The following is a 5,529-nucleotide window of genomic DNA, read 5'->3' as shown; positions in this document are numbered from 1 at the left end:
CATCGCCAGCGCCACCCGCGCCGACTATGCCGCTGCCGCCGCAGCCGTGCTGACCGGCGAGCTGCCGGCCTCTGGCACGATCTACGAGCTTGCGGGCGACGACGCCTTTACGCTGACCGACTTCGCCGCAGCGCTGTCGGAGCTCTCGAGCAAGACCGTAGGCTACACCAACCTCCCGCCCGAGGACTATGCCGCGGCGCTCGAGGGCGCAGGCCTGCCCGAGCCGGTGGCCGCGATGCTCGCAGATAGTGAGAAGGGCGCGGCGCAGGGGGGGCTCTACAGCGACGACAAGACCCTGTCGCGGCTCATCGGCCGTCCGACCACCCCGTGGCGCGAGACGCTGAAGGCGGCGCTCTGAAACCGAAATGCCCCGCGCAAGAGCCTTGCGCGGGGCGGATCACATGCTCTGAGGCAAGGTGCCGTCAGTGGGTGCCGCGATAGGGCTCCACGTATTGCAGGGCCATGTCCCACGGGAAGAAGATCCACGTGTCCTGGCTCACCTCGGTGATGTAGCTGTCGACCATCGGCTTGCCCTTGGGCTTGGCGTAGACAGTTGCCACATGCGCCTTTGGCAGGTGCGCGCGCACCACTTCGAGCGTGCGCCCGGTGTCCACGAGGTCGTCGATGATCAGCACGCCGGTGCCGTCCCCCATGACGTCCATGTCCGGGAACTTGATGACGCGCGGCGCGCTCTGGGTCTGGTTGTCGTAGCTCTTGACCGAGATCGTGTCGACGAGCCGGATGTTCAGCTCGCGCGCGATGATCATCGCCGGGGCCATGCCGCCCCGGGTGATCGCAACCACGGCCCGCCACTCGCCGTCCTCGGGGCCATGCCCCTGCAGACGCCACGCCAGCGCACGGCTGTCGCGGTGGATCTGGTCCCAGCTGACATGGAACCCCTTTTCGTGCGGCAGTCGATCCATGGCCGTGCTCCTTCTCAGCCTCGGGTGATGTCGGGGGCGTCCACCGCCTTCATCCCGACCACATGATACCCCGCGTCGACGTGGTGTGTCTCGCCGGTCACGCCGGCGCCGAGGTCGGACAGAAGGTAGAGCGCCGACCCGCCCACGTCGTCAATTGTCACGTTGCGGCGCAGCGGCGAGTTATACTCGTTCCACTTCATGATGTAGCGGAAGTCGCCGATGCCGGAGGCGGCCAGCGTCTTGATCGGGCCAGCCGAGATCGCGTTGACCCGGATGCCGTCCTTGCCGAGGTCCTCGGCAAGGTAGCGCACCGATGCCTCGAGCGCCGCCTTGGCCACGCCCATGACATTGTAATGCGGCATGATCCGCTCGGCGCCGTAGTAGGTCAGCGTCAGCGCCGACCCCCCGTTCACCATCATTTTTTCTGCGCGCTTCATCACGGCCGTGAACGAGTAGACGGAGATGTCCATCGTCAGCTTGAAGTTGTCCCGGCTGGTGTCGACATAGCGACCGCGCAGCTCGTTCTTGTCCGAGAAGCCGATCGCGTGAACCACGAAATCGAGGCTGTCCCAGCGCTGCTTGAGAGCGTCGAAGAGACCATCTATCGAGGCCTCGTCGCCCACGTCGCAGGGCAGCACGATATCCGAGCCAAGCTGTTGGGCCAGCGGATCGACACGCTTCTTCAGGGCGTCACCCTGATAGGAAAAGGCAAGCTCGGCGCCCGCGCCATGCAGGGCCTTCGCGATGCCCCAGGCGATCGACTTGTCGTTGGCGAGACCCATGATCAGGCCACGCTTGCCCGCCATCAGAGTGTTTGACATTCCCTTCCTCCAACCGGCATTGCTGTTTCCGAAACCCTTTAGGGCAAGGTCCCGGGGGCTTCAAGGGTTCGCGCCTGTCAGCGCTCACGAAGGAAGCAGATCATGTCCGACCGTACCGGAATCTTCGCCGGCGAAGACCCGTTCATCATAGCGCGTAACTGGTTGGCAGAGGCCGAAAAAACCGAGATCAACGACGCCAATGCCATGGCGCTCTCGACCGTGGACGGCGACGGCCTGCCGAATGTGCGTATGGTCCTCCTGAAAGAGATAGAGGACGCGGCCTTCGTCTTCTACACCAACTACGGCAGCGCCAAGGCGCAGGAGATCGAGGCCGCCGGCAAGGCCGCTTTCGTGATGCACTGGAAGTCGCTGCGCCGCCAGATCCGGGTCCGCGGAACCGTCACCCGCGAAGAGGGGCCGCAGGCGGATGCCTATTATCAATCGCGCTCGCTGAAGTCCCGGCTCGGGGCCTGGGCCTCGCAGCAGAGCCAGCCGCTTGCCTCGCGCGCGGCGCTGATGGCCGAGGTCGCGAAGGTCACCGCGACGCATGGACCGATGCCGAAACGGCCGCCGTTCTGGGGCGGATTCCGCATCGCGCCGGTTGAAATCGAGTTCTGGGCCGATGGTGCCTTCCGGTTGCACGACCGGTTTGTCTGGAGGCGGCGGAACCTTGCCGAGGCCTGGACAGTTTGTCGCCTGAACCCTTGAATTTCATGTTACATGAACGGGATTCGGACACAAAATACAGTTTGCAATGACTTGCGTTTACTTGTCCCCTTAAAGCAATTGACGCGCGGGGAAACGCAAGACGACCAATGGAAACCCAGTTGACACAGTACCATGAAGAGGCCCACCACGTACTCGGTAAGGTAAAGTGGTTTGATCCTGTAAAAGGATTTGGCTTCGTAGTCGCCGACGAGGGCGGCCCGGATATTCTGCTGCATGCGAACGTGCTTCGCAATTTCGGACAGAGTTCGGTCGCCGACGGCGCGAGGATCGAAGTGGCGGTGCAGCGCACCGACAGGGGGATCCAGGCAACGGAAGTTCATCATATCGAGCCGCCGGTCGCTCCGGCCGGCGTCCCGCTCGCGGATTTCGAGGGCATCGACCCCGAGGTGATGCGTGCGGCACCGCTCGAACCGGCACGGGTGAAGTGGTTCGACAAGGCAAAGGGCTTCGGCTTCGCCAATGTCTTCGGCCGCTCCGACGACGTGTTCATCCATATCGAGGTGCTGCGGCGCTCGGGTCTTGCCGACCTGCAGCCGGGCGAGGCCCTCGCAATTCGTTTGATAGATGGTAAGCGTGGTCTCATGGCCACCGAGGTTTCGGCATGGGAAGCGGCGCTCGGGCACTCCTGATCTTTCTGGCATCTGCAATCGTGACGGCCGCTCCGGCGGCCGCGCAGCAATGCCGTGACGACACGGTCTGGCTCCGGGGCGACTGGGGCACGGCACGGTTCCACGTCGACGTGGCCGACAGCGCCGAGGAACGCTCGCGCGGGCTCATGTTTGTCGAGAAGATGCCCGCCACGGCGGGTATGCTTTTCGTCTACGGCCACGCCAGCAAGACGGCGTTCTGGATGAAGAACACGCTCATTCCGCTCGACATGATCTTTGCCGACGGCAAGGGGCAGGTGGTGAAGGTGCATTCCAACGCCGTGCCGCATGACGAGACGCCGATCCCCAGCGGATCTCCGGCGCAATATGTGCTTGAAATCAACGGTGGGCTGGCGCGCCAGCTCGGCATCGACGTGGGCAGCGAGATGATGCACCCGGCAATCCGGGGCGCCGCCTGGCCCTGCGAGTGATTTGACTCTTTTCAAACCTGCGGCCCGCTAGTATGCGGTCCGTGTCGGGGCGTAGCGCAGCCTGGTAGCGCGTCTGTTTTGGGTACAGAAGGCCGTGAGTTCGAATCTCGCCGCCCCGACCACTTTCTCCTCCCCAACTTGCGAATCTCCCGAAGCCCCGCGGCGCAGCCATGTCGGCCGTGATTGCGGGCTTGCGGGCATTTTCCGTGTCGTGGCCGCGATTTGACCGTGTTCTGCCTGCAACGTGGCCCGACACGCGGAAACCCACAGGCGCGAGTTCAGCCGGTTTCTCACCGTCTGTGGATAACTTGCGCGCCTCCGGTGATTTTCCCGGTAAGCCGGGGGGGAGGCCAGTGCGCATCTATGTGGATGAATCGTGGACATCGCATAGACCTTGTGCCGAGCCAAGTGGTCAACGCAAAATATATGCGGAGTTTCCGAAAAAAGCCGTTGACCATTTCCGGGATTCTGCGCCAGTTTGTATGGGCCGGACAACAAGGCACAACATATAGTGGCTTTCGGCGGGGACAGCACCAACACCATCGTGGATCAGACCATCTTTATGGCGCCCGGAGGCAGGCTCGGCCGGCCTCTGCAGAACCTGTCTATCCGTCCGCCGGTGGTGATTTGGGACAGGCTGGAGCAGAGGCAGAGATGAAGATCGAGAGAAAATACACCAAGGCAGGGCAGGACGCTTACGAGGGTAGAGAATTCGTCACCACCAGCTCCGAGATTCGCAATCCCGACGGCAGCACGGTGTTCAAGCTCGAGCAACTCGAGGTTCCGGCCAGGTGGAGCCAGGTTGCCTCGGACGTCATCGCACAGAAATACTTTCGTAAGGCCGGCGTCCCGGACGCGCTGAAGAAGGTGTCCGAGAAGGATGTACCCGAGTTCCTCTGGCGCTCGGTGCCGGCCAATTCCGACACCCCGCGCGGCGGTGAGACCTCGGCCAAGCAGGTCTTCGACCGGCTCGCCGGCGCATGGGCCTACTGGGGCTGGAAGGGCGGCTACTTCACCACCGCAGAGGATGCCCCCTCCTCCTCCTCAGAGATGCGCCACATGCTCGCCAGCCAGACCGCCGCGCCGAACTCGCCGCAGTGGTTCAACACCGGCCTGCACTGGGCCTACGGCATCGACGGCCCGGGTCAGGGCCATTATTACGTCGACCACAAGACCGGCAAGCTGACCCGCTCCAAGTCCGCCTACGAGCACCCGCAGCCTCACGCCTGCTTCATCCAGTCCGTCGCCGACGACCTGGTGAGCGACGGCGGCATCATGGACCTCTGGGTCCGCGAGGCGCGGCTCTTCAAGTACGGCTCGGGCACCGGCACCAACTTCTCGTCGCTGCGCGCCGAAGGCGAGCGCCTGTCGGGCGGCGGCAAATCCTCGGGCCTGATGGGCTTCCTCAAGATCGGTGACCGCGCAGCCGGCGCCATCAAGTCGGGCGGCACCACGCGCCGCGCCGCCAAGATGGTGATCGTCGATGCCGACCACCCGGACATCGAGGAGTTCATCAACTGGAAGGTCAAGGAAGAGCAGAAGGTCGCGAGCATCGTGGCCGGCTCCAAGATGCACGAGAAGATGCTAAACGCCATCTTCGACGCCATCCGCGCGTGGGACGGGCTCGAGAGCGACGCCTACGAGGCCAGCGCCAACACCGCGCTGAAAAAGGCCATTCGCGAGGCCAAGAAGCTCGCCATCCCCGAGACCTACATCAAGCGCGTGCTCGACTACGCACGGCAGGGCTACGCCTCGATCGAGTTCCCGACCTACGACACCGACTGGGACAGCGAGGCCTACGCCACCGTCTCGGGCCAGAACTCGAACAACTCGATCCGCGTCACCGACGCCTTCCTCGAAGCGGTCCGCGAGGGCCGGCCGTGGGAACTCGTGCGCCGCACCGACGGCTCGGTCGCCAAGACCGTCGACGCCCGCGAGCTGTGGGAGCAGATCGGCCACGCCGCATGGGCCTGCGCCG

At 64.0% G+C, this 5,529-nt stretch carries 5 protein-coding genes, 1 tRNA gene and 2 pseudogenes; 6 read left to right on the top strand and 2 right to left on the bottom strand.

Going from position 1 to position 5,529, the window contains the following annotated elements:
* Positions 1-358, top strand: a pseudogene (locus tag HC022_RS18265) (KR domain-containing protein); the annotation flags it as partial.
* 64 nt (positions 359-422) lie between these two features.
* On the opposite strand, the gene gpt reads toward HC022_RS18265, so the two are convergent.
* Positions 423-923 (bottom strand): xanthine phosphoribosyltransferase, encoded by a 501-nt coding sequence (gene gpt / locus HC022_RS18260; protein WP_008884845.1) that lies wholly within the window; start codon positions 921-923, stop codon positions 423-425.
* Between the two features lie 14 nt (positions 924-937).
* A complete protein-coding gene (gene fabI, locus HC022_RS18255; RefSeq protein ID WP_167453377.1) occupies positions 938-1,744 on the bottom strand; it encodes an enoyl-ACP reductase FabI in 807 nt (268 codons plus the stop codon).
* Between the two features lie 99 nt (positions 1,745-1,843).
* Here fabI and pdxH point away from each other — a divergent pair, with 99 nt between their 5' ends.
* The 5 genes and pseudogenes from pdxH to HC022_RS18230 all read left to right on the top strand — a co-directional run.
* Positions 1,844-2,452: a pyridoxamine 5'-phosphate oxidase gene (gene pdxH / locus HC022_RS18250; RefSeq protein WP_278184708.1), complete on the top strand. Its 609-nt coding sequence runs from the start codon at positions 1,844-1,846 to the stop codon at positions 2,450-2,452.
* 107 nt (positions 2,453-2,559) lie between these two features.
* A complete protein-coding gene (locus HC022_RS18245; RefSeq protein ID WP_167453376.1) occupies positions 2,560-3,102 on the top strand; it encodes a cold-shock protein in 543 nt (180 codons plus the stop codon).
* Complete coding sequence (locus tag HC022_RS18240; protein ID WP_008885120.1) at positions 3,075-3,551, top strand: DUF192 domain-containing protein; 477 nt, start codon at positions 3,075-3,077, stop codon at positions 3,549-3,551. Before HC022_RS18245 ends, HC022_RS18240 begins: the two co-directional genes overlap by 28 nt.
* Before the next feature lie 45 nt (positions 3,552-3,596).
* Positions 3,597-3,673 (top strand) — tRNA-Pro (locus HC022_RS18235).
* Positions 3,674-4,205: 532 nt separating this feature from the next.
* Positions 4,206-5,529: pseudogene (locus tag HC022_RS18230) on the top strand (vitamin B12-dependent ribonucleotide reductase); the annotation flags it as partial.

Origin of the sequence: Salipiger sp. HF18, assembly GCF_011806505.1 — a bacterium.
GTDB lineage: Bacteria > Pseudomonadota > Alphaproteobacteria > Rhodobacterales > Rhodobacteraceae > Salipiger > Salipiger thiooxidans.
Note: the sequence above shows the minus strand (reverse complement) of the source record. Positions and strands in the feature narration are given on the sequence as shown.

Coding starts and splice junctions, on each gene's coding strand:
- gpt (WP_008884845.1), bottom strand. CDS start 923: ATGGATCGACTGCCGCACGAAAAGGGGTTCCATGTCAGCTGGGACCAG.
- HC022_RS18240 (WP_008885120.1), top strand. CDS start 3,075: ATGGGAAGCGGCGCTCGGGCACTCCTGATCTTTCTGGCATCTGCAATC.
- HC022_RS18245 (WP_167453376.1), top strand. CDS start 2,560: ATGGAAACCCAGTTGACACAGTACCATGAAGAGGCCCACCACGTACTC.
- fabI (WP_167453377.1), bottom strand. CDS start 1,744: ATGTCAAACACTCTGATGGCGGGCAAGCGTGGCCTGATCATGGGTCTC.